This is a genomic window from Chryseobacillus diguaensis (assembly GCF_049220665.1).
Lineage (GTDB): Bacteria > Bacillota > Bacilli > Bacillales > Bacillaceae > Metabacillus_B.
Genome location: NZ_JBMKNV010000004.1, coordinates 1 through 21,063, shown reverse-complemented (window position 1 = coordinate 21,063; position 21,063 = coordinate 1). Strand labels below are relative to the sequence as shown.

The following is a 21,063-nucleotide window of genomic DNA, read 5'->3' as shown; positions in this document are numbered from 1 at the left end:
GAGATTCACCAAAGGAGTTTAGGCAAACGAGGGACCGTAAGTTTACGCGGGTATTATAGGATAAACAGGCAGCCCTGCTTCCCGGCATCTTCTCTTAAGGCTGTTTTCGCAGAGATTGCTGCTATTCGCACTATCTTAGAACACGCATAGAGACTTACTTCGTGGCATCTTTTCTTAAAATTCGCAGCTATATATTGGTCCGCGATAATTAAATATAGATTAGAAAGCAACAATGTTTAAGAGGATAAATGAAAAAAGGCTGTTCGGAATAGAATCCGAACAGCTTTTTAAAGGTGGCTTATTTTTTTTCAGTATCAATTCTGTTTCTAGTAATAACTTTATCGATCAAACCATATTCCAAAGCACGGTCTGCTGTCATGAAGTTATCGCGGTCAGTATCACGGCCGATCACTTCAAGCGGCTGGCCAGTACGTTCTGAAAGAATTTGATTTAATTTTTCGCGAAGGAACAGGATGCGTTTTGCAGCGATTTCGATTTCTGTTGCCTGTCCTTGAGCACCGCCAAGTGGCTGATGAATCATTACTTCACTGTTAGGAAGGGCATAGCGTTTTCCTTTTGTACCTGCTGCAAGCAAGAAAGCTCCCATTGATGCAGCCATACCGATGCAGATTGTCGATACATCCGGTTTGATGTATTGCATTGTGTCAAAAATCGCCATACCGGCTGTGATAGATCCGCCCGGGCTGTTAACATAGATCGTAATATCTTTTTCTGGATCTTCTGCTTCAAGGAAAAGAAGCTGAGCCACAACAGCATTGGCTACATTGTCATCGATTCCGCTTCCAATCATGATAATACGGTCTTTCAGCAAGCGGGAATAAATATCATATGCGCGTTCCCCGCGGTTTGTTTGTTCAATAACTGTAGGAATTAAATTCATTCTTATTTCCTCCCTTTTTTACATGTTGAATTATTATGTACACCTATCATACAACCTATGGTCAATTAAGGTCAAACAAAATGGCCTTATGATGAAATGTATATGAGAGACATTCCCCATACATGTAATCATCATACCCTGAAACGAGCAATTTAAACAGTATCGGAAGGGCTGAAAACCTGTAAGAAAGCCATTTATCAAACAGAAAAACGGCTTTAAAAACTTTACTTGATATTATATTAAATTTTCGTCAGCAACAATCCTGCTGAATTCTTCTTTTTTTCATTCAGGGAATCTGCAATAATGACTATATGTCAAATAAAACGCGAACAGAACGGAGTGTGTTTATAATATGGAATTTAAATTAAATGAAGAAAACAAGCAGGATATGATCGGAAAGATCCAATTGTATTTCTCAAGAGAAAGAGAAGAAGAAATCGGTGATCTTGCAGCAGAACTGTTTTTGGACTTTTTTTTAAAAGAGGTTGGGCCGTTCATCTACAATCAGGGCATTGCCGATGCGAGAACGTCTTTAAATGAAAAGATGGCTGATTTGGAGGAGGTACTTTATGCGCTGGAAAGACCGGTGAGAAAAGCTTGAAAGAAGGGGGCAGCTCCGGCAAGGAATAAATTGTCCCTTGATAAACCTTGCTCTATATAATATAATGTTACTTGCTGACACTTATTTGCGCTCGTAGCTCAGTTGGATAGAGCGGTGGTTTCCGGTACCACGTCTGTCGGGGGTTCGAATCCCTTCGAGCGCGCCAAATATACATATCCCAACCTTCTGTGCAGAATGCTGCGCGGGAGGTTTTTTTCATATATATATAAGGTTATAACCAAAAGCTCTTTTCGCATAGTTTGTTGCTATTCGTCTATGCATTATCACCTATTCAGACTTGTTTCGGGGCATCTTTTCTTAAAGTAACTGCAGAATCATGGGTCTTGTAAGAGAAATTTCAGAGTGAGAAACAACAGAGTTTAAGAAAAGAGTCTAACCAAAAAACCCGCCTCAAAATGAGACGGGTTTATCATACAAAAGTAAGTTTTTAATTTATGTATGCCCAGTGAGCCAGCACTGGACGGAATGAAGAGTGTGCCTGAGGCTCTTGGCCTCTAGGTTATTTTCATTTTAGCCTGGTTTGAAGGGAAAGTAAACAGGGAATGTTTTCCTTTGGCTGTTTTCGCAAAGATTGTAGCTATTCGTAAGAGCTTTTATCACGCCCTTGAGACTTTTTTTGGGGCATCTTAAAGTTCCTGCCAAATTAAAGGTCGTGTAAAAAGAAATTTAGAGTGAGAAGCAACACAAAGTTTAAGAAAAGAGCCTTTCCTTTTGATTACTTTTCCTTCTTCACCTTATTATAGGCTTCATCCAAGTTCTGAATCCGTTTTAAAACTTCTGCGTTTTTAGTCAGCTGATCCTGCGCCAGTGTGGAAACAACCGAACGGTAATAGCTGTTCATGGCATTGATTCGGGACGCTTTTCCGCTGTTCATTTCAATATGCTGTTTAAAATTGTCCTCAAAGTAAGGGACGGAAAACAATTCGCTCATTATAACTCTCCTTTCAAACTTAAACCTTACTTAAGTATGCGGTTTCATGTAAAATATATCAAAAGGGGGAAACAGTATGGATATGAAAACTGGTTTATTCCAAGAACAAACGCTTAAGTTAAATATGACCCAGCAAATGATGCAGGCGATTACTCTTCTGCAATGTTCTGCAATGGAGTTAACACAATATTTGCAAGAACTCACCCTTGAAAATCCCCTAATTGAAATAAAAGAAAATGATTCCGTAAACGAATTGTACCATAGATCCAATAAGCCCCAAAACAGCCAGACTGCTCCTTCCATTGAAAATATCAGTGCCCAGCACCCGGCTCTTTCTGGTCACATTCGCTCCCAGCTGATCTCACTTACTTTAACAGCGGAAGAGAAAAGAATTCTGGATGAGCTAATAGACAGCCTTGATGAAAACGGTTACCTTACAGAAGATCCAGAAGAAATCGCTGACCGCCTAAGACTGCATCCCGTTCAGGTACAGGACGGACTTTATCAGCTTCAGTCGCTGGAACCTGCCGGCATTGGAGCTCTGTCTCTGCAGGAATGCCTTCTGCTTCAGTTGTATCGCTTGCCGAAAAGGTATTTTAAAATAGAAGAAGTGATACGGGATCATTTTCTCCTATTTGCAGAAAAATCGTGGAAGGAGCTCTCACGTCAGACAAAGCTCTCATTCGAAGAGATACAGTTGATACACGACTTTATTAAGAAACTGAATCCCAGACCTGGCCTCGCTTACAAAAAAGATCATGCGCGTTACATCACGCCTGATTTGCTTTTGGAAGAAAAAAATGGAGAGTTTCTTATTAAATATAATGATGAAACCTATCCTGAAATAAGTGTAAATCTCGAATATACACCTCTATTAGAAAATAAAAAAAGCTCGGAAGCGGGCAAATTTCTTCTTGGAAAATGGAATCAGTTCCGCTGGCTTCAAAAGGCACTTAATCAAAGAAAGACAACGATGATAAGCGTCATGGCTGAAATTGTGAACAAACAATTTGAGTTTTTCAAGCATGGAAAAGCAGAGTACTTGAAGCCTATGACACTTAGAGATATTGCTGAGGTGTGCGATATACACGAGTCAACAGTCAGCAGAGCTGTAAAGGAAAAGTACGTTCAGACGCCTTCAGGTCTTTTTGAAATACGCTCGTTTTTTTCACAGGGTATTGAACAAGCGGAAGAGGGCAACCGATCTTCCGCATCCATAAAGAAACTGCTGTCCGACTTAATTCAGGAAGAAAATAAAAGGGCTCCCTTATCAGATCAGAAACTTGCTTCCATTCTTCAGGAGACGCAAAGAATAGAAATTTCCAGAAGAACTGTTGCTAAATACCGCGATCAGCTGAAAATCCCTGCTTCTTCTTTAAGAAAAAGATATGATGGGGGATGAGAGAATCAATGAAAAATGCAACCCTTTATACGAGAGAAGGCTGTCCACTGTGTGACAAGGCGATGGCTCTTCTCATAGAATTGCAGGAAGAAATATCTTTTCATGTGGAAACTGTTAATATTTATGAGGAAGAAAAACTGTTAGAAGAATATCATTTAATGATTCCAGTCCTTCATATTGACGGAAAAATGGCTGGATACGGGCTTTTAGAAAAAGAATTTATAAGAAAGCGGTTACATAAGAAAGAATGATTGAATAACAAAAAGTACCCTGTTAGAATAAAAAATATAGCAGGGATGATTTTTTTTTGGCAGAGCGGGACATAATAAGTCTCGCAGGGACGATGAACGTCCCGGTAACTTATTTTGAAAGGAAAATCAAAATGAGAGAAATGATTGAAGTCCAGAAAAAATTGTTGCCCGATCTTCTAACCGTGATGCAGAAACGATTCCAGATCCTTCAATACATAAGATTAATGCAGCCAATCGGTCGAAGAAGTCTGGCAATAAGCCTGGGGATCAGTGAAAGAGTGCTCAGGGCAGAGGTTCAATTTTTAAAGGATCAGGATCTCATTGATATTTTTCCTACCGGAATGGTTCTGACAGAAGAAGGGACATCTTTGTTAAAGTTGCTTGAAGAGATGATGAAAGACGTTTTAGGTTTAAGTCAATTGGAAAATACATTAAGAGAAATACTTAACCTTAAAAGAGTCATTATCGTTTCTGGAGACAGTGATCAATCATCTCTTGTAAAGAAGGAAATGGGCAGAGCTTGTGTCACATGTATAAAAGAGCGCCTTTCCGGAGATACTATCGTCGCCGTTACTGGAGGCACGACACTGGCCGCAGTGGCAGAAATGATGACGCCTGATCATAAACATCCAGACCTTTTATTTGTTCCTGCAAGAGGCGGTCTTGGCGAAAATGTAGAAAACCAGGCGAATACGATCTGCGCTAAAATGGCAGAGCGGGCGATGGGGAACTACCGGCTGCTTCACGTTCCTGACCAGGTAAGCAAAGAGGTATATCATTCCATATTGAATGAACCCTCCATTAAAGAGCTGCTTGCGATCATCAAGTCTTCCGGCATGGTCGTTCATGGTATCGGTGATGCAATGACGATGGCAGAAAGACGCAGGACAACACCTGAGGACATGGAGAAAATTCAGCAAAGCCATGCTGTAGCTGAGTCGTTTGGCTATTATTTCAACCAAAGCGGTGAAGTCATCCACAAAGTCCAAACGGTTGGCATTCAGCTTGAGGATCTCGGATCCATTCCACATGTGATTGCTGTTGCAGGAGGAGCTTCAAAAGCCAAAGCAATCAAAGCTTATATGAAACAAGCGCTTGATTCTGTTCTCATAACAGATGAAGGTGCCGCAAAAGAGTTATTAAGGGATTAAACTCCCTAAATATAAATTTCTCACTTAATTAAAGGAGGAAATACCCATGGCAGTAAAAGTTGGTATTAACGGATTTGGCCGTATCGGCCGTAACGTATTTCGTGCAGCATTAAACAATTCTGAGGTTGAAGTAGTAGCTGTAAATGACCTTACAGATGCAAACATGCTTGCTCACCTACTAAAATATGACTCTGTACACGGCAAATTGGACGCAGAAGTTTCTGTAAATGGCAGCAACCTTGTGGTTAACGGCAAAGAAATCAAAGTATTGGCAGAGCGCGATCCAGCTCAGCTTGGTTGGAGCGACTTTGGCGTTGAAGTAGTTGTTGAATCTACTGGACGTTTCACAAAACGCGCTGATGCTGCGAAACACCTTGAAGCTGGTGCGAAAAAAGTTATCATTTCTGCTCCTGCGACAGATGAAGACATCACAATCGTTATGGGTGTTAACGAAGACAAATATGATTCAGCAAGCCACGATGTTATCTCTAACGCATCTTGCACAACAAACTGCCTAGCGCCTTTCGCTAAGGTATTGAACGATAAATTCGGCATCAAACGCGGTATGATGACAACTGTTCACTCATACACAAATGACCAGCAAATCCTTGACCTTCCGCATAAAGACTACCGCCGTGCGCGTGCAGCTGCGGAAAACATCATTCCGACTACGACTGGTGCAGCAAAAGCTGTTTCCCTTGTATTGCCTGAACTGAAAGGCAAACTGAACGGTGGAGCAATGCGCGTTCCAACTCCAAACGTTTCTCTTGTTGACCTTGTAGCTGAGCTTGACAAAGACGTAACAGTTGAGGACATCAACACAGCTCTTAAAGAAGCTGCTGAAGGCGATCTTAAAGGCATTCTTGGCTACTCTGAAGAGCCATTAGTATCAGGCGACTACAACGGCAACACAAATTCTTCCACTATCGATGCATTGTCAACAATGGTTATGGAAGGCAGCATGGTAAAAGTTATCTCTTGGTATGATAACGAAACTGGCTACTCTAACCGTGTAGTTGATCTTGCAGCATACCTTTCTTCTAAAGGCCTGTAATAATTATAAAAACGATTAGGGTCCTGTTTGGACATAATCAAAATAAACGCTATAATGAAAGCGGAAAAGGGGAAGGGGACCACATTCCCCCTCCTCTTTTTTTCTTTGTTTAAGAGAGGCTCTTTCTTTGATTTTATTGCTTTCTGTCATTTTTTTAGAAAGCAGCATTAAGAGAATACCAATTCAAGGAGGTACTCGGGGACAATGAACAAAAAATCTGTAAAAGACATCGATTTAAAAGGCAAAGTTGTATTTTGCCGCGTGGACTTCAACGTTCCTATGGACGAAGGAAACGTATCAGACGACACACGCATCCGCGCAGCTCTTCCTACGATTCAGTACATGATTGAGCAGGGTGCGAAAGTGCTTCTTGCAAGTCATCTGGGACGTCCAAAAGGCCAAGTTGTCGAAGAGCTTCGCTTGAATGCTGTGGCAGAACGTCTTCAAGAGCTGCTCGGCAAAGATGTGAAAAAATTGGACGAAGCATACGGCGATTCAGTAAAATCTGAGATCAGCAGCATGCAGGAAGGCGATGTAATTCTTCTTGAAAACGTCCGTTTCTACCCTGGCGAAGAGAAAAATGATACTGAACTTGCTAAAGCATTTGCAGAACTTGCAGATGTCTATGTAAATGACGCATTCGGAGCAGCTCACCGTGCACATGCATCAACAGCAGGGATTGCGGAACATCTTCCGGCAGTAGCAGGCTTCTTGATGGAAAAAGAACTTGAGGTTCTTGGCAAAGCATTGTCAACTCCTGAACGTCCTTTTACAGCGATCATTGGCGGAGCGAAAGTAAAAGATAAAATTGGTGTTATCGATCACCTGCTAGATAAAGTTGATAACCTGATTATTGGCGGCGGTCTTGCCTATACATTCATTAAAGCGTTAGGTCACAATGTCGGAAAATCCTTGCTTGAAGAAGACAAAATTGATCTTGCGAAATCATTCATGGAAAAAGCAAAACAAAACGGTGTTAATTTCTATATACCGGTTGATATTGTAGTTGCGGATGATTTTTCGAATGATGCTAATACTCAAGTAGTAGCCATTGACAGTATCCCTGAAGATTGGGAAGGTCTTGATGCCGGTCCAAAATCACAGGAAATTTACAAAGAAGTTATCAAAAAATCCAAGCTTGTGATCTGGAATGGTCCACTGGGTGTTTTTGAACTTGATACATTTGCAAAAGGTACGAAGGCTGTGGCAGAAGCAATGGCAGAAGCAACTGATACATACACAGTCATTGGCGGCGGCGATTCCGCAGCAGCTGTAGAGAAATTTGGTCTTGCAGACAAAATGGATCATATTTCAACAGGCGGCGGTGCTTCACTTGAGTTCATGGAAGGCAAAGAGCTTCCAGGTGTAGTCGCTTTAAATGATAAATAAGAATAACCGGCAGTAACCACCTTGTAAATGAAAGGACGGTTTATCAAATGAGAAAACCAATCATTGCAGGAAACTGGAAAATGAACAAAGTCATGTCAGAAGCAAAAAGCTTTGTTGAAGAAGTAAAAGGTCTTGTGCCTTCTTCAGAAAACGTTGATTCTGTTATCTGCGCACCTGCATTGTTCCTTGATCATTTAGTAGAAATGACAAAAGGAACTGATGTGAAAATCGGTGCCCAAAACATGCACTTTGAAGAAAATGGAGCCTTCACTGGTGAAATAAGCCCTGTTGCGTTAAAAGATCTTGGTGTGGAGTATGTCATTTTAGGCCACTCAGAACGCCGTGAGCTCTTTGCTGAAACGGATGAAACAGTCAACAAGAAAACAGTTGCTGCTTTCAAGCATGGTTTAACACCAATCGTATGCTGCGGTGAATCGCTAGAAGAGCGTGAAGCGAACAAAACAAACGAGCTTGTCGGAAATCAAGTGAAAGAAGCATTAAAAGGCCTTTCAGAAGACCAAGTAAAACAAACAGTTGTTGCCTATGAGCCAATCTGGGCAATTGGCACTGGCAAATCATCCACTGCAGAGGATGCAAATGAAGTTTGCTCTCATATCCGCAGTGTGATTGCAGAACAATTTTCAAAAGATGTTGCAGAAGCTGTCCGCATTCAGTATGGTGGAAGTGTTAAGCCTGGAAACATTAAAGAATACATGAGCCAATCTGACATCGACGGAGCGCTTGTCGGCGGTGCCAGCCTTGAAGCTCAATCCTTCTTGCAGCTATTGGAGGCAGGAAAAAATGAGTAGGAAACCATTTGCTTTAATTATTCTCGACGGCTTCGGCCTTCGCGAAGAAACAAAAGGAAATGCTGTAGCACAAGCAAAAAAACCGAACTTTGACCGCTACTGGAACAAGTTCCCCCACGCGACACTTACAGCATCAGGCGAAGCTGTTGGACTTCCTGAAGGACAAATGGGGAATTCCGAAGTGGGCCATTTGAACATTGGTGCAGGACGTGTTGTGTATCAAAGTCTTACCCGTGTGAATGTGGCAATTCGCGAGGGAGACTTTGAGAAAAACGAAACATTCCTTTCTGCAATTGAACATGCGAAAAAGAACGGAACAAACCTTCATTTGTTCGGCTTGCTATCAGATGGCGGCGTGCACAGCCATATTGAACATTTATATGCTCTATTGAGACTTGCAAAAGAAGAAGGCTTGGGAAACGTATTTGTTCATGGTTTCCTTGATGGCCGAGACGTCGGTCCTCAAACGGCGGAAAAGTACATCCGCGCTTTGGAAGAGAAAATGAAGGAATACGGAGTAGGCAAGCTTGCAACGATTTCAGGCCGCTACTATTCCATGGACCGTGACAAGCGCTGGGAACGTGTTGAAAAAGCTTACCGTGCAATGGCTTACGGAGAAGGCCCTGCTTACAAGGATCCTATTGAGCTTGTAGAGGATAACTATAAGAACGGCATCCATGATGAGTTCGTTATTCCTTCCGTTTTAACGAAGGAAGACGGTTCGCCAGTTGCGAAAATTGAAGATAACGATGCGGTGATTTTCTATAATTTTAGGCCTGACCGTGCGATTCAAATTTCCAACACCTTTGCGAACGACGATTTCCGTGACTTTGACCGCGGGGAAAAGCATCCGAAGAATTTATTCTTTGTCTGTTTAACTCATTTCAGCGAATCAGTTGACGGCTATGTAGCCTTCAAGCCTGTGAAACTGGATAACACGGTTGGTGAAGTGCTGGCCCAAAACGGACTAAAGCAGCTTCGGATTGCAGAAACTGAAAAATATCCTCACGTAACGTTCTTTATGAGCGGAGGACGCGAGAAAGAATTTGAAGGCGAAAAGCGGATTCTGATTGATTCCCCTAAAGTAGCCACTTATGATTTGAAGCCTGAGATGAGCGCCTACGAAGTAAAAGATGCTCTATTGAAGGAAATCGAAGCAGACAGCCAGGATGCGATACTTTTAAACTTCGCTAACCCTGATATGGTTGGTCATTCAGGTAAAGTGGAACCGACAATTAAAGCCATTGAAGCTGTTGATGAGTGTCTTGGAGAAGTGGTTGACGCTATCCTTGCAAAAGGCGGCGCCGCAATCATTACAGCTGATCATGGTAATGCTGATGTTCTGATCACAGAAGATGGAACACCGCATACAGCTCATACAACAAATCCTGTTCCTGTCATTGTAACTAAAGAAGGCGTTGAGCTTCGCCATGACGGAATTCTAGGTGATCTTGCACCAACCCTTCTGGATTTATTGAACGTAGAAAAACCAAAAGAAATGACAGGGAATTCCCTGATCCAAAAATAATTTCAATTTAAAGGAGAGAAATAAAACATGCCATATATTGTTGATGTATACGCACGTGAAGTACTGGACTCCCGCGGTAATCCAACAGTTGAAGTAGAAGTATTCACAGAATCAGGAGCATTCGGACGCGCAATCGTACCAAGCGGTGCTTCCACTGGTGAACACGAAGCAGTAGAACTTCGTGACGGCAACAAAGAACGCTACCTTGGTAAAGGTGTTCTTCAAGCAGTAGAAAACGTAAACTCTGTTATCGCTGAAGAAATTATCGGCCTTGATGTAACAGACCAAGTTGGCATCGACCGCATCATGATCGAGCTAGACGGAACAGAAAACAAAGGCAAATTAGGTGCCAATGCAATCCTTGGTGTTTCTATGGCAGTAGCACACGCTGCAGCTGACTTTGTTGGTCTTCCATTGTACCGTTACCTTGGCGGATTCAATGCGAAACAGCTTCCAACTCCAATGATGAACATCATCAACGGCGGTTCTCATGCTGACAACAACGTGGACTTCCAAGAATTCATGATTCTTCCTGTAGGAGCTCCAAGTTTCAAAGAAGCGCTTCGTACAGGTGCTGAAGTATTCCATGCACTAAAAGCTGTTCTTAAAGACAAAGGCTTGAACACTGCAGTAGGTGATGAAGGCGGATTTGCTCCTAACCTTGGATCTAACCGTGAAGCACTTGAAGTAATTATGGAAGCAATCAAAAAAGCAGGCTATGAGCCAGGCAAAGATGTTATGCTTGGTATGGACGTTGCTTCTTCTGAATTCTATAACAAAGATACAGGCAAATATGACCTTGCTGGAGAAGGCCGCACTGGTTTAACTTCTGGTGAAATGATTGACTTCTACGAGCAATTGGTTAACGAATTCCCGATCCTTTCCATTGAAGACGGATTGGATGAAAATGACTGGGTTGGACATAAACAATTAACTGACCGTCTTGGCGGAAGAGTTCAATTGGTTGGTGACGATCTATTCGTTACAAACACTCAAAAGCTTGCTCAAGGTATCGAACAGGGCGTTGGAAACTCCATCCTGATCAAAGTTAACCAAATCGGTACATTGACTGAAACATTTGAAGCGATCGAAATGGCTAAACGCGCTGGTTACACAGCAGTAGTTTCCCACCGTTCTGGTGAAACAGAAGATGCTACAATCGCTGACATCGCTGTTGCAACAAACGCTGGCCAAATCAAAACTGGTTCCCTTAGCCGTACAGACCGTATCGCTAAATACAACCAATTGCTTCGCATCGAAGACGAGCTTGGCGGCTTAGCTGTATACGAAGGTTTGAAATCTTTTTACAACCTTAAGAAATAATTGATGGAAAGACACCCGGCTCCTCCCGGGTGTTTTTTTATACCTGCGCTAATCTTTCAAGGAAGCAGGTAATATTCTTCTATTAACCTTGGCTGTTGATCTCTGCTGCAGCCAATCGTCTTGCGCAGGCTAATCACTGCCAATACTCAGTCCATTACATATCGACATCAGCCTAATTATATGGTACATTAAAACTATTGTTATTCGGGCTTTCAGGAGGTCAACAGATGAATGCATTACATGTAATTCTAATGACGCTGCTTGTTATTGACTGCATCGCTCTGATTGTTGTTGTCTTGCTTCAATCAAGCAAATCAACAGGTCTTTCAGGTGCCATCTCCGGTGGTGCTGAGCAGTTATTCGGCAAGCAAAAAGCGCGTGGAATTGAATTGGTGCTTAACCGTACCACGATTGTTCTGTCCGTTATCTTTTTCGTATTGACGATTGCTATTTCTTATTTCAGCCTTTAATGAAAAAAGGAGCCTGAATTTCAGGCTTCTTTTTTTGTATATATCGGAAAGAATAAGGAAGGAAGAATTAAGGCGCTTCCGCTTTGTTTTTTGAACGAACGTTTGATTTAATAGAAGTATGGGGTTTTTGGAAAAGGCTCTTTTCTTAAACTTGTTGCTTTTCAACTAAATATATGAATTAAGAACAAGTTACTATCTGCGAATTTTAAGAAAGATGCCGCGAAGTCAACTTCATGCGTGATTTAAACACATACGTAATTTTTGCGAATGCAGCTTTGGAAAATGAGAACAACAGTTATGGCAAAAGGAGATTTTTCAATGAGACGAGTTTTACCAAAACCATTAACATTTGAAGGCGGAGATAAAGCTGTGCTGCTTTTGCATGGTTTTACAGGCAATACAGCAGATGTCCGTATGCTTGCAAGGTATTTGAATGAACGGGGCTACACCTGCCATGCCCCTCAATATAAAGGTCATGGAGTTCCTCCGGAGGAGCTTGTGCATACTGGTCCTGAAGATTGGTGGAAGGATGTCACAGAAGGCTATGAGCTTCTGAAAAGCATGGGGCATAAGGAGATTGCTGTGGGCGGGCTGTCTCTTGGAGGGGTATTTTCTCTTAAACTGGGTTACACTGTACCTGTGAAGGGTATCGTATCGATGTGTGCTCCAATGTACATAAAAAGTGAGGAAGTCATGTATCAGGGCGTGCTTGACTATGCCCGCAATTATAAAAAGTTTGAAGGTAAAGATGAGGCGCAGATTGAAGAAGAAATGAAGGAATTTGAAAAAACACCTATGGGAACGCTTGAGGCATTGCAGGGCCTCATTGCTGACGTGAGAAATAATGTGGATATGATTTATTCACCAACTTTTGTGATCCAGGCACGTCATGATCACATGATTAATACAGATAGTGCAAATATTATTTATAACGAGGTAGAATCCGGCCATAAGGATATAAAATGGTACGAGGAATCAGGTCATGTTATCACTCTTGATAAAGAACGAGACAAGGTTCACGAGGATTTCTATCAATTTTTGGAAAGTCTCGACTGGCAATAAACAGTCTTGAGGGAGGACGCGCAATGGATCAAGACCTACAGACCCATGTAAATCAATTGCTTTCTTATATGAAAGAGGAAGCTTATAAACCACTAACTATACAAGAGCTTGAGGAATCGCTAGGCATTAAAGATGCATCCGATTTTAAAAGTCTTGTAAAAGCGCTTGTATTAATGGAGGAGCAGGGACAGATTGTCCGGACAAGAAGCAACCGTTACGGCCTTCCTGAAAAAATGAACCTGATCCGCGGTAAAGTGTCAGGTCATGCAAAAGGGTTCGCTTTTGTTGATCCAGACGACACAGAGATGGATGATGTCTTTATTCCGCCAAATGAGCTGAATAATGCGATGCATGGCGATATTGTTCTCGTGCGGGTCAGCTCCGGGACATCAGGTGCACGGAAAGAAGGCACCATTGTCCGCATCCTGGAGCATGGAATAAAAGAGGTTGTCGGTACGTATACCGAAAGCAAAAATTTTGGATTTGTCATTGCTGATGATAAAAAAATAGCCAGCGATATTTTCATTCCGAGAGAAGCCTCCAATGGAGCAGTTGAAGGCCATAAGGTTGTCGTGAAAATTACAACCTATCCTGAAGGGCGCCGAAATGCCGAAGGGGAAGTCATTCAAATTCTTGGGCATAAAAATGATCCTGGCGTAGATATCATCTCCATTATTCATAAGCATGGCTTGCCGCAGGAATTTCCCGGGGACGTACTTAAACAGGCAAATGATACACCTGAGACCATTTCAGAAGGGGATCTGAAGGATCGCCGCGATCTTCGCAATCAGGTAATCGTGACTATTGATGGAGCTGACGCAAAAGACCTTGATGATGCCGTAACGGTTACGAAGCTTGATAACGGCCATTACAAACTAGGTGTTCACATTGCGGATGTCAGCCACTATGTTACCGAAAATTCGCCTATCGATAAAGAAGCGGTCGATCGCGCGACAAGCGTGTATTTAGTTGACAGGGTTATTCCGATGATCCCACATCGTTTATCGAATGGAATTTGTTCACTGAATCCTAAAGTAGACAGATTGACATTGTCCTGTGAGATGGAAGTGGATGAAAACGGTGATGTCGTCAAGCATGACATTTTCCAAAGTGTCATTAAGACTACAGAAAGAATGACGTACTCTGATGTGAATAGCATTCTGGTTGATAAAGATGAGGAACTTAGCAAAAAATACGAGCCGCTCGTTCCAATGTTTGAACAAATGGCTGAACTCGCTCGAGTACTCCGGAAAAAACGGATGCACCGCGGTGCGATCGACTTTGATTTTAAAGAAGCAAAAGTGCTGGTTAATGAAGAAGGCAAGCCGTATGATGTTGTTCTTCGAGAACGTTCGGTTGCTGAAAAGCTAATTGAGGAATTTATGCTGTTAGCCAATGAAACGGTGGCAGAGCACTTCCATTGGATGAATGTGCCGTTTATATACCGGATCCATGAAGACCCGGACGAAGGAAAGCTTCAGCGCTTCCTTGAGTTCATTACAAACTTTGGCTACACAGTAAAAGGGACAGCAAACAGCATTCATCCTCAAGCCTTGCAGCAGATCCTTGAGGACGTTCAGGGCCAGCCGGAAGAAATGGTTGTCTCAACAGTGATGCTGCGTTCCATGAAGCAGGCGAAATATGATCCTGCAAGTGTTGGTCACTTTGGACTTTCAACAGAGTTTTATACTCATTTTACATCACCAATCAGACGTTACCCCGACTTAATTGTTCATCGTTTAATCAGAACATATCTTATTGAGGGGAAAATTGACGAAGCTACAAAGGCGAAATGGGCTGAGAAGCTTCCTGATATTGCCGAGCAGTCTTCCAACATGGAACGCCGTGCTGTTGATGCTGAACGTGAAACAGATGATTTGAAGAAATCCGAATATATGCTTGATAAGATCGGTGAGGAATACGATGGGATTATCAGCTCTGTTACAAACTTCGGGATGTTCGTCGAACTTCCAAACACGATTGAAGGATTGGTCCATGTCAGCTATATGACAGATGACTACTACCGCTATGATGAAAAATCATATGCCATGATCGGTGAGAGAACTGGTAACGTATACCGAATCGGTGATGAAATTACGATACGGGTAGTGAAAGTAGACAAAGACGAGCGTGCTGTTGATTTTGAAATTGTCGGTATGAAAGGCACGAGACGCAGACAGTCAAAAGATGCACCAAAGGTTATTAAAAGTTCTGGCAGTGGCTCTGGCGCTGGAAAAAGCAGCAAAGCCCGAGGACGCAAACAAGAAAGAAATGGTTCTTCGGATGATGGCTGGAGCACAGGCGGGACGAGAAAAAAGAAAAAGAAATCGTTTGAAAACAGCTCTAAGGCGAAGCGGAAAAAGAAGAAGCGCTAACGGACAGGAAGCCGATTCGGCTTCCTGCATTTTCGTTGAGAAACGTGCGGATTTTTGGTATGATATAAGCTATCGTTATATAGAGGCAAATTGCTGCAGGGCTTGGGAGGAGGCGTACACAATGCCAAAAGGACAAGGTAAGGTGTTGGCTCAAAATAAAAAAGCCAACCATGATTATGCAATTGAAGAAACATATGAAACAGGAATCGTCCTTCAGGGAACAGAAATTAAATCCATCCGCAACGCGCGCCTTAACCTGAAAGACTCCTATGCAAAAGTGGAAAATGGAGAAGTATTTCTTCATAACTTGCACATAAGCCCATATGAACAAGGAAACAGATATAATCATGATCCGCTTAGAACGAGAAAGCTGCTTCTTCATAAAAAGCAAATCAGCCAGCTGATTGGGCTGACGAAAGAAGAAGGCTATGCTCTTGTACCTTTGAAGGTTTATTTGAAAAATGGATACGCAAAGGTTTTAATTGGTCTCGGAAAAGGGAAAAAGAAATACGATAAGCGGGAAGATCTCAAGAAGAAAGAGGCTAAACGCGAGGTTGAACGTGCCTTCCGCGACCGTCAGAAGGATTTTTAAGCGAAAAATTGAGTAAAAATTGGAGGCTGAACTTATGGCAATCGTTTATTTTGCTTTAGCAGCAGCTTCTGCAGCTTGCGCAATATTCATTTACCGAAAAGATAAAGCGCAGAATTAGTTACAATTTTTAACAATTGAAATCACGCTTATACGTGTTATAATAGAACATGTACTTTAAAAGTACATTGACAACTTCATAAGAGATTTAGGCTTAATTATCTCTTTGCAGTTTCCCGTATTACCCTTAATCTCCCTTATGGGACTTTTATATGGGGACGTTACGGATTCGACAGGGATAGTTCGAGCTTAGGTTGCGAGCCGAGTCGACGATCTCGTTAATAACGTCAACGCCAATAATAACTGGCAAATCTAACAACAACCTCGCTTTAGCTGCGTAACAACAGACTATAAGCGGTTCCTCCCTCCATCGCCCATGTGGTAGGGTAAGGGACTCACTCTAAGTGGGCTACGCCTGATTCCCCCGTCTGAGGATGATGGAAGAGAACAATCAGACTAGCTGTCCGGACGCCTGTTGGCAGGCATAAGGTACAGCGAATCGCTAATATGTCAACTACGCTCGTAGACGCTTAAGTGCCGATATTTCTGGACGTGGGTTCGACTCCCACCGTCTCCACCAAATACATAAGTTTTGGTGGTTTTTTATTTGTAACTTTAATCATAACTTTGCAATAATGACAAACTTATGCTTGAAAAACGCTTTGACAATATTATGCTTAAAATTATTTTGAAAGTTTGAATGGATACAAAAATGCTCAAAGTTTAATGGCTCTGAGCATTTCTTTTATTATTATGGACAAAGGTATTGGTCAGGATAAAGAAGATTTATACAGAATAAAGAAATGATAAAACGACAAACGGTGATCAGGAAGGATTATCCCCTTTTTTGTTGAATTTCGTATTCAACTACTGGGTGCGTTGTTTGAACTCCTCGACACGATTCCCATTGTTTTTGCTTTTTCTGATTTTTAAAGAAAAAGTAGTTGACACTGAAAATAAATTTATGATATTATTAAAAATTTGATAAAAAATAATATATATGTTAAGGTTAAAAAGGTTACCATATATGGAGGTGGATTATTTGTTTCAAATTGGCGATAACATTGTTTATCCAATGCACGGAGCAGGTATAATTAAAGCCATAGAAGAAAAGGAAATCTCAGGGGAAAAACAACAGTATTATGTCATAAAAATGTTAATCGGTAATATGCAAGTCATGATTCCTACGGGTAAAATATTGAGTTCAAGTATACGCCCTGTTACTGACATAATTGCATTAAAACACATCATAAACATTTTTCATCATGGAGAATCAGATAGATTACTGCCGTGGAAACAAAGGTATAAAGTGAACACGGACAAAATAAAAACGGGTAAAATACATGAATGTACTGAAGTTGTACGTGATTTAATGCGTATGAAGAAAGAAAAAGCACTTAATACAAGCGAAAAAAAAATGTTAGATAACGCACATGAATTTTTGTTTAGTGAACTGGGATTAATTAAAGGGATTACTGAAAATCAAATAAAAAGTTTCTGTTAAGGTTAATTTAAGATAATGTATTACATCTCCCGAAAATATCCTGAATTTTTTGGGAATATGTTTATTATTAAAAGTAAATCTTTTCAAAGACATTCAACTTCTTCAACTCACCTTAAGAGCATTAACCTCTTTTGTTATTTCTACAATCTAATCCATTTTTATTATTTAAATTTCCTTTACGAACGTTTGAAGTTTCATCAAACTCGATAAAATAGTCACTTTATTTTTGCAATCCTGATTCACACTGGCACGGACAAGGAGCCGTAAGGATGAAAGAGAGGTAGGGCTTTCATTGTTTTAGGTATACAATATATTATTTAAGTCATTATTTCTAGAAGAAAAAACAATCAATCTCACCTCATCTACTGAGACAGTGAATAGTAATTGTTTATCTTCTTTACGTAAAAGAGAAAAACGAATTGGTAACACCATATGGTCAACTACAAAAATGGTTTCCAGACCAGGAAACCATTTTTTATTTTATTTACATAACAATAGTAAAGATTACTGGTGATGATTTTAAATCCTTAGATGACGGGCAACGCGTACAATTTGATATTCTAAAAGGACAACGTGGCTCTCAAGCAGAAAACGTTTCTAAAATTTAATTGATCTCCTACCCCTTTGTAAATATGAACTCTGATCATAGGGGGGGACCAAGCATAATCACCGCTTTGTACTTGAGTATACTTTTGTCATTTCCTTTTACTTCAATGGTTTCCCCGAATAATGGGACGAGGGGACAGGTCCCTTGTCCCATGAGACTACTTGTCCAATACTCTATCCCTAGCAACTTTTCTCGAACGAGTAAGTTGCCATCTAGAAGAACAAAGGAACCACCCACTCTCCACAAGAAGATACTATAAAAAGGTCCCGTATTAATAGATCCAATAGTAGCTTTTTCTTGTTCCTGTTAAAGAAGATATTATTGATGACCCAGATTTTGATTCAAGATTTCATAATGGATATGAGGTTGTAAAAGTTACCCTAAATTATGAGACAAATGAATGCTATGTATCTCTACATCCACTTGTAATTGAATTAGAGGAAATTAGTATCAATGACTATATAGAAAAATTTGCAGCACATGAATGGCGTATTGTTTCAAAAGAAGAATTATTAACCTGCTAAATTGAAAGATTCACCGCATACCACTGCATGTTATTGAAGTAACGGGGCAGGTTAATTCAAGATGGATTTTTAAACTAATAAGCACAGATAAGGGGCATAAAATAAAATAATTATTCACTTATAGTATAATGTTCTTAGTTGAAAACTTATAGCTTTTGGTAGGGAGTGGTGGATTTTCATGGGAAATAATACGGATGAAAAATTGTATCGTCAAATCGTCCACGGAGGCAATTATTATTCAACAAGATGGGAAATATAAGTATATAAACCCTGCTGGAGTAGACTTTTTACGGCCGCTTCCAGTGAGGAAGTTTTAGGTAAATCTATATTCGATATCGTACCCGAGGAGTATAGAGAGCTGAGTATGGCACGCAAAATCGATCCTTGTTGACAATAAACCAACTGGAATTATCGAAAAACAATTAAGACGGTTTGATGGTTCACTAGTTGATGTAGAAACAACTTGTACTCCTGTTTTGTATGAGGATAAAAAAGCGATTCAATCTGTCGCCAGAGATATAACAAAGCGTAAAGAAATCGAAAGAACACTCGAATAAGTGTCCAAAGAAATTAACACACTATCAGCTCCAGTCGTCCCTATATTGGAAGGGGTCGCTGTGTTGCCCCTAGTAGGTTCTATCAATTCTGAAAGAGCGAATTATATTTTAGAACATGTGCCTTTAAAAGTACAGGAACAGAATGTCCATACTTTGATTAGCGATTTTTTCATGCATCTATGAACTTGATGCAATGGTAATCCAATGTCTGTTTGAAACTAGTGCCGTACTTGGTTTGCTTGGTGTTCGTTCTATTGTAACGGGAATAAGACCTGCAATTGCCCAAAGTGTTGTTCAGCTCGGAGCCGATTTATCCATAATACAGATATTTGGAACTTTCTGGCTATAATTTGATTAGTAATCAAATAAGGATGGATAAAAAATGACCTCAATGTCCAGGTTTACCAGCTATTTAAAAAACAATGCGTATCCTCTATCAGTTGAAATTGTCAAAAGTGTTTTAAATTCATTAAATTTGGTAATTTCTGAGCATGAAGAACAACAGGCAATTAATATGTATACTAAATTACTGGATTTTTTGAGTAAATACATTACCGAAGATGAAAATAACTCACCAAATGCTTTAATTGATTGGAGTAAAAAAAATGCGCTACAACAAGTTGAATCCGGTGGCAAGATTTCCGATATAGCAGTTCGTTACCCTCCTACACGGAATGTTTTTATAGACTTAATAACCCAAAAAAGTATTGAATTCGATCTCACTTTAAAGGAAAATGCCCAAATCATCCGCCAGGTAAATTCTATTTTGGACATAAGCCTTTATGAAACAATAATAGCCTTTGAACGGATTTCTGAAAAGTATCGAGAAGAAACTCAAAGAGAAATGGCCATTCTCTCAGCACCTGTTGTATTAATCAATGAGGGTGTTGCGATTTTACCTCTTATCGGTATAATGGATTCTTATAGAGCTATGCATATTTATGACTACGTGGTTCCCAAAATAGCGGAACTCCAGTTACAATATCTAATTGCTGATTATTCGGGTATTCTAAACCTTGACACAAATACAGCTAATAATCTTCGATCTATAGCTGAAGTGCTTCAATTGTTAGGAATAGAAATAATAGTAACTGGGTTGCGCCCGGAATTAGTTCAAACTGTTGTACATAGCGGGATAGACATGAATGGGATCCAAACATTTGCGCATGTTAAGCAGGCACTTAATTGGATTAACAAAAGGAATAATTGAATAGAAAGTTAATAAAAAAGTCTCCCTTTCTGGTGTTACTTTTTATTTTCTACAACTTTGTTGAACTAACTTTTTAGCTCAGAAAAAAAGCTAAAAAATAAAAGCCCTTTTCTTTTTAGAAGGGCTTTTCAAATTTCTTTAATCCAATAAATCAATAATTTGGTTTTTATCCTCTATATCGCTTACAGCAGCTAACAACTCATTTACTTGGTTAAAGTATGATATTGTCCAAGGCAAATCCGATAATTTTTTAGCAATTACACCACCTGCAGTTCCAGCACCGATTACAATATAATCATAGGTATTTTTTGCGTACATTTCAACATTCCTCTCAAAGTCTAAAAATCTGATTAAAATCCTTATATTATATGTATGACGAATATCTATGTTTGGTTCAGTGCCCAGTTCATTTCCCTACCTCTAATTCTTTGACGTCTGTTGCGAACTTAATCAATAAATGGGCGGGCGAAATTTTTCAAAACAAATAGTAACTGTGCTAATTCAGGTTACTTTTATTGTCAAAAGGAGTAATTTGTGAAGGACTTCACTTAAACGAACGGGTGCGTTAGTTCAACAAGATACTCAAATAAATGCCTTCCAAATAGAAGGCATTTATTTCAGTTTGTAGACAAAAGGCATTCGGATGTCTCTATCCGTATGCCTTTTTGTTCATTTTTAAGTAATTTAATGCTTTACAGACCTCTTCCTTGGATACTTTTATGCCATTTTTCCAGATTCCCAAGT

Annotated in this window: 21 protein-coding genes, 1 tRNA gene and 1 other RNA gene; 20 read left to right on the top strand and 3 right to left on the bottom strand. The window is 40.4% G+C overall.

Annotated features, from left to right (window positions below; all coding sequences use genetic code 11):
* Positions 1–298: 298 nt before the first annotated feature.
* Complete coding sequence (gene clpP / locus ACOT8F_RS07390; RefSeq protein WP_421650967.1) at positions 299–901, bottom strand: ATP-dependent Clp endopeptidase proteolytic subunit ClpP; 603 nt, start codon at positions 899–901, stop codon at positions 299–301.
* A 352-nt stretch (positions 902–1,253) separates the two neighbouring features.
* Between clpP and ACOT8F_RS07385 the strand changes: the two genes are divergently transcribed.
* Both ACOT8F_RS07385 and ACOT8F_RS07380 read left to right on the top strand, forming a co-directional pair.
* A complete protein-coding gene (locus ACOT8F_RS07385; protein ID WP_421650965.1) occupies positions 1,254–1,502 on the top strand; it encodes a DUF2164 domain-containing protein in 249 nt (82 codons plus the stop codon).
* A gap of 87 nt (positions 1,503–1,589) precedes the next feature.
* Positions 1,590–1,668, top strand: a tRNA-Arg gene (locus ACOT8F_RS07380).
* 570 nt (positions 1,669–2,238) lie between these two features.
* Here the strand turns inward: ACOT8F_RS07380 and yvfG are convergent.
* Positions 2,239–2,454, bottom strand: a complete 216-nt coding sequence (yvfG, locus tag ACOT8F_RS07375; protein ID WP_421650964.1) for a protein YvfG — start codon at positions 2,452–2,454, stop codon at positions 2,239–2,241.
* Positions 2,455–2,530: 76 nt separating this feature from the next.
* On the opposite strand from yvfG, the gene rpoN reads away from it, so the two are divergent.
* From rpoN to ACOT8F_RS07285, 18 genes are all read left to right on the top strand, one after another.
* The gene (gene rpoN, locus ACOT8F_RS07370) at positions 2,531–3,856 is read left to right on the top strand and encodes an RNA polymerase factor sigma-54 (protein ID WP_421650963.1); all 1,326 of its coding nucleotides are present in this window, start codon (positions 2,531–2,533) and stop codon (positions 3,854–3,856) included.
* Positions 3,857–3,864: 8 nt separating this feature from the next.
* On the top strand, positions 3,865–4,107 hold the full coding sequence (locus ACOT8F_RS07365) for a glutaredoxin family protein (protein ID WP_421650962.1): 243 nt from the start codon (positions 3,865–3,867) through the stop codon (positions 4,105–4,107).
* 131 nt (positions 4,108–4,238) lie between these two features.
* Positions 4,239–5,258 (top strand): sugar-binding transcriptional regulator, encoded by a 1,020-nt coding sequence (locus ACOT8F_RS07360; protein WP_421651475.1) that lies wholly within the window; start codon positions 4,239–4,241, stop codon positions 5,256–5,258.
* A gap of 46 nt (positions 5,259–5,304) precedes the next feature.
* Entirely contained in the window at positions 5,305–6,312 is a 1,008-nt protein-coding gene (gene gap / locus ACOT8F_RS07355) for a type I glyceraldehyde-3-phosphate dehydrogenase (protein ID WP_421650961.1), read from the top strand.
* Between the two features lie 204 nt (positions 6,313–6,516).
* The gene (locus ACOT8F_RS07350) at positions 6,517–7,701 is read left to right on the top strand and encodes a phosphoglycerate kinase (protein ID WP_421650960.1); all 1,185 of its coding nucleotides are present in this window, start codon (positions 6,517–6,519) and stop codon (positions 7,699–7,701) included.
* Between the two features lie 47 nt (positions 7,702–7,748).
* The gene (gene tpiA / locus ACOT8F_RS07345; protein ID WP_421650959.1) at positions 7,749–8,510 is read left to right on the top strand and encodes a triose-phosphate isomerase; all 762 of its coding nucleotides are present in this window, start codon (positions 7,749–7,751) and stop codon (positions 8,508–8,510) included.
* Positions 8,503–10,038 carry a 2,3-bisphosphoglycerate-independent phosphoglycerate mutase gene (gpmI, locus tag ACOT8F_RS07340; protein WP_421650958.1) on the top strand — a complete coding sequence of 512 codons (1,536 nt, stop codon included), beginning with the start codon at positions 8,503–8,505 and terminating at the stop codon, positions 10,036–10,038. Before tpiA ends, gpmI begins: the two co-directional genes overlap by 8 nt.
* 27 nt (positions 10,039–10,065) lie before the next feature.
* The gene (eno, locus tag ACOT8F_RS07335) at positions 10,066–11,361 is read left to right on the top strand and encodes a phosphopyruvate hydratase (protein ID WP_421650957.1); all 1,296 of its coding nucleotides are present in this window, start codon (positions 10,066–10,068) and stop codon (positions 11,359–11,361) included.
* Positions 11,362–11,588: 227 nt separating this feature from the next.
* Entirely contained in the window at positions 11,589–11,831 is a 243-nt protein-coding gene (secG, locus tag ACOT8F_RS07330; RefSeq protein ID WP_421650955.1) for a preprotein translocase subunit SecG, read from the top strand.
* A 318-nt stretch (positions 11,832–12,149) separates the two neighbouring features.
* A complete protein-coding gene (locus tag ACOT8F_RS07325) occupies positions 12,150–12,893 on the top strand; it encodes an alpha/beta hydrolase (protein ID WP_421650954.1) in 744 nt (247 codons plus the stop codon).
* 23 nt (positions 12,894–12,916) lie between these two features.
* Positions 12,917–15,268 carry a ribonuclease R gene (gene rnr / locus ACOT8F_RS07320; RefSeq protein WP_421650952.1) on the top strand — a complete coding sequence of 784 codons (2,352 nt, stop codon included), beginning with the start codon at positions 12,917–12,919 and terminating at the stop codon, positions 15,266–15,268.
* Between the two features lie 121 nt (positions 15,269–15,389).
* Positions 15,390–15,860: an SsrA-binding protein SmpB gene (smpB, locus tag ACOT8F_RS07315; RefSeq protein ID WP_421650951.1), complete on the top strand. Its 471-nt coding sequence runs from the start codon at positions 15,390–15,392 to the stop codon at positions 15,858–15,860.
* 271 nt (positions 15,861–16,131) lie between these two features.
* Positions 16,132–16,497: a transfer-messenger RNA gene (gene ssrA / locus ACOT8F_RS07310) on the top strand.
* Between the two features lie 447 nt (positions 16,498–16,944).
* Complete coding sequence (locus ACOT8F_RS07305) at positions 16,945–17,421, top strand: CarD family transcriptional regulator (RefSeq protein ID WP_421650950.1); 477 nt, start codon at positions 16,945–16,947, stop codon at positions 17,419–17,421.
* Positions 17,422–17,840: 419 nt separating this feature from the next.
* Positions 17,841–18,029, top strand: coding sequence for a cold shock domain-containing protein (locus ACOT8F_RS07300; RefSeq protein ID WP_421650949.1), 189 nt, complete (start codon positions 17,841–17,843; stop codon positions 18,027–18,029).
* A gap of 903 nt (positions 18,030–18,932) precedes the next feature.
* Positions 18,933–19,109 (top strand): PAS domain S-box protein, encoded by a 177-nt coding sequence (locus ACOT8F_RS07295; RefSeq protein ID WP_421651474.1) that lies wholly within the window; start codon positions 18,933–18,935, stop codon positions 19,107–19,109.
* 193 nt (positions 19,110–19,302) lie between these two features.
* On the top strand, positions 19,303–19,458 hold the full coding sequence (locus ACOT8F_RS07290) for an STAS domain-containing protein (RefSeq protein WP_421650948.1): 156 nt from the start codon (positions 19,303–19,305) through the stop codon (positions 19,456–19,458).
* Between the two features lie 33 nt (positions 19,459–19,491).
* Positions 19,492–20,319, top strand: a complete 828-nt coding sequence (locus ACOT8F_RS07285; protein ID WP_421650946.1) for an STAS domain-containing protein — start codon at positions 19,492–19,494, stop codon at positions 20,317–20,319.
* A gap of 138 nt (positions 20,320–20,457) precedes the next feature.
* On the opposite strand, the gene ACOT8F_RS07280 is transcribed toward ACOT8F_RS07285, so the two are convergent.
* Complete coding sequence (locus ACOT8F_RS07280; RefSeq protein WP_421650944.1) at positions 20,458–20,637, bottom strand: hypothetical protein; 180 nt, start codon at positions 20,635–20,637, stop codon at positions 20,458–20,460.
* Positions 20,638–21,063: the final 426 nt, after the last annotated feature.

What these genes read in the sequence shown, in the direction of transcription:
- clpP (WP_421650967.1), bottom strand. Translation starts at nt 901, where the DNA reads ATGAATTTAATTCCTACAGTTATTGAACAAACAAACCGCGGGGAACGC.
- ACOT8F_RS07385 (WP_421650965.1), top strand. Translation starts at nt 1,254, where the DNA reads ATGGAATTTAAATTAAATGAAGAAAACAAGCAGGATATGATCGGAAAG.
- yvfG (WP_421650964.1), bottom strand. Translation starts at nt 2,454, where the DNA reads ATGAGCGAATTGTTTTCCGTCCCTTACTTTGAGGACAATTTTAAACAG.
- rpoN (WP_421650963.1), top strand. Translation starts at nt 2,531, where the DNA reads ATGGATATGAAAACTGGTTTATTCCAAGAACAAACGCTTAAGTTAAAT.
- ACOT8F_RS07365 (WP_421650962.1), top strand. Translation starts at nt 3,865, where the DNA reads ATGAAAAATGCAACCCTTTATACGAGAGAAGGCTGTCCACTGTGTGAC.
- ACOT8F_RS07360 (WP_421651475.1), top strand. Translation starts at nt 4,239, where the DNA reads ATGAGAGAAATGATTGAAGTCCAGAAAAAATTGTTGCCCGATCTTCTA.
- gap (WP_421650961.1), top strand. Translation starts at nt 5,305, where the DNA reads ATGGCAGTAAAAGTTGGTATTAACGGATTTGGCCGTATCGGCCGTAAC.
- ACOT8F_RS07350 (WP_421650960.1), top strand. Translation starts at nt 6,517, where the DNA reads ATGAACAAAAAATCTGTAAAAGACATCGATTTAAAAGGCAAAGTTGTA.
- tpiA (WP_421650959.1), top strand. Translation starts at nt 7,749, where the DNA reads ATGAGAAAACCAATCATTGCAGGAAACTGGAAAATGAACAAAGTCATG.
- gpmI (WP_421650958.1), top strand. Translation starts at nt 8,503, where the DNA reads ATGAGTAGGAAACCATTTGCTTTAATTATTCTCGACGGCTTCGGCCTT.
- eno (WP_421650957.1), top strand. Translation starts at nt 10,066, where the DNA reads ATGCCATATATTGTTGATGTATACGCACGTGAAGTACTGGACTCCCGC.
- secG (WP_421650955.1), top strand. Translation starts at nt 11,589, where the DNA reads ATGAATGCATTACATGTAATTCTAATGACGCTGCTTGTTATTGACTGC.
- ACOT8F_RS07325 (WP_421650954.1), top strand. Translation starts at nt 12,150, where the DNA reads ATGAGACGAGTTTTACCAAAACCATTAACATTTGAAGGCGGAGATAAA.
- rnr (WP_421650952.1), top strand. Translation starts at nt 12,917, where the DNA reads ATGGATCAAGACCTACAGACCCATGTAAATCAATTGCTTTCTTATATG.
- smpB (WP_421650951.1), top strand. Translation starts at nt 15,390, where the DNA reads ATGCCAAAAGGACAAGGTAAGGTGTTGGCTCAAAATAAAAAAGCCAAC.
- ACOT8F_RS07305 (WP_421650950.1), top strand. Translation starts at nt 16,945, where the DNA reads ATGGAGGTGGATTATTTGTTTCAAATTGGCGATAACATTGTTTATCCA.
- ACOT8F_RS07290 (WP_421650948.1), top strand. Translation starts at nt 19,303, where the DNA reads ATGGTAATCCAATGTCTGTTTGAAACTAGTGCCGTACTTGGTTTGCTT.
- ACOT8F_RS07285 (WP_421650946.1), top strand. Translation starts at nt 19,492, where the DNA reads ATGACCTCAATGTCCAGGTTTACCAGCTATTTAAAAAACAATGCGTAT.
- ACOT8F_RS07280 (WP_421650944.1), bottom strand. Translation starts at nt 20,637, where the DNA reads ATGTACGCAAAAAATACCTATGATTATATTGTAATCGGTGCTGGAACT.